The 1,976-nt window shown below is 65.2% G+C and carries 1 protein-coding gene; it reads left to right on the top strand.

Annotated elements, in window-relative coordinates:
* On the top strand, positions 1–1,976 hold a 1,976-nt coding region (locus ACESMD_RS15775; RefSeq protein ID WP_372614842.1), incomplete at both ends, for an acyl-CoA dehydrogenase.

Consider the following 1,976-nt stretch of genomic DNA (forward strand, 5'->3'; position numbering starts at 1 on the left):
CCCAGGGTCTCGGAGACCGAGCGCATCGCCCTGGAAGCAGGGACCGTGGCCTGGGACGGGGAGTTGTTCACCGGACGACCCGACTGGCAGACATTGCTTGCCATGACGGATGAAGGATTGACGAGTGAAGAACAGGATTTCATCGACCACCAGTGCAGCGTGGCCGCCGGCATGTGCAATGCCTGGGAAATCGCCCGTGAACGTGCCGACCTTCCCCAGGAACTCTGGGATTACCTCAAGGCGGAACGTTTCTTCGGCATGATCATCCCCAGGGACTACGGTGGCCTCGGGTTCTCTGCCAAGGCGCAGTCCATGGTGCTGCAGAAGCTGTCACTCAGTGAGACCCTGATGGTCACCGTGGGCGTGCCCAACTCCTTGGGTCCCGGTGAGCTACTGCTCAAGTACGGCACCGAGCAGCAGAAGGACCACTACCTGCCACGCCTTGCCGATGGCCGCGAGATCCCCTGCTTCGGTCTAACCGGCCCCCGCGCCGGCAGCGACGCCACCGCCATTCCCGACACCGGGGTGGTCTGCCAGCAACAGATAAACGGCGAGGAGGTGCTCGGCCTGCGGCTCAACTTCGAGAAACGCTGGATCACTCTGGCACCCATCGCCACGGTGATCGGATTGGCCTTCCGCCTCTTCGATCCTGACAACCTGCTGGGTGACGAGACCGACCGCGGCATTACCTTGGCGCTGATTCCCCGGGATACCGAGGGCGTGGAAATCGGCCGCCGTCACCACCCCATCGGCTGTCCCTTTATGAACGGGCCGATCAAGGGCAAGGGCGTCTTCGTGCCACTCGACACCCTGATCGGCGGCCGCGAGATGGTCGGCCAGGGCTGGCGGATGCTGGTGGAGTGCCTGTCCATCGGTCGTTGCATCACCCTGCCCTCCGGCGCCGCCGGCGCCGCCCGCTACGCACTGGGCTGGAGTGGTGGCTTCGCCCGCATACGCCGCCAGTTCAACCTGCCGGTGGCCGAGATGGAAGGCATCCAGGAGCCCCTGGCCCGCATTGCCGGTCTCTGCTATATCTCGCGGGCGGCGGTCTATCAGACCGCCAACACCATCGACCGCGGGGAGAAGCCGGCGGTGCCCTCGGCGATCCTCAAGAGTCAGCTCACCGAGTTCCAGCGTCAGGCACTCGGCGATGCCATGGATATTCACGGCGGCAAGGCGGTGACGCTGGGCCCGAGCAACTACCTGGGGATCGGCTACAGCGCCAACCCGGTGGCCATCACCGTCGAAGGCGCCAACATCATGACCCGCAACCTGATGATCTTCAGCCAGGGGGCGATTCGTTGCCACCCCTACGTGCTCGAGGAACTGGCCGCCAAGGAGACCGATGATCTGGCCTCCTTCGAGCGAGCCGTCTTCGGCCATGCTGGGTTGATCCTGGGTAACGCCGCCCGCGCCCTGACCCAGGGACTGGGGATCGGCAAGCCCGACGTGCCCTTCGACGCGATCGCCGCGCCCTATGCCAGGGATATCTCGCGACTCTCCGCGGGCTTCGGCCTCTGTGCCGATGCCGCCTTGGCGAGTCTCGGCGCCAGCCTCAAGCAACGGGAGATGATTTCCGCGCGCCTGGCCGACATGCTGTCCAATCTCTACCTGGCTTCCATGGTGCTCAAGCAATGGCAGGAGGGCGGCCGGGTCGACGGCGAAGCGGCGTTGCTGCATTACAGCTGCCGTTTCCTCTTGCAGCGTGCCGAGCAGGCCCTGGATGAGTTCCTCGACAACCTGCCCAGTCGTGCCCTGGGTCGATGGTTGCGGATCATCGTCATGCCCTTAGGTCGCCGCTGGAAGCGTCCCCACGACGACCTGGCAAGAGAGATCGCCCAGGCCGTCTCCCGCGACACGGCACTGCGGCACACCCTGCTGGAGGCCACCTGGCAGGGCAGTGACGGTGCCCGGGACAATCCACTGGCTCATTACAATGCCCTGCTGGTCACCCAGGACCGCGCCGAGGCGCTCTA

The organism is Halomonas sp. (assembly GCF_041689495.1).
Taxonomy (GTDB): domain Bacteria; phylum Pseudomonadota; class Gammaproteobacteria; order Pseudomonadales; family Halomonadaceae; genus Halomonas.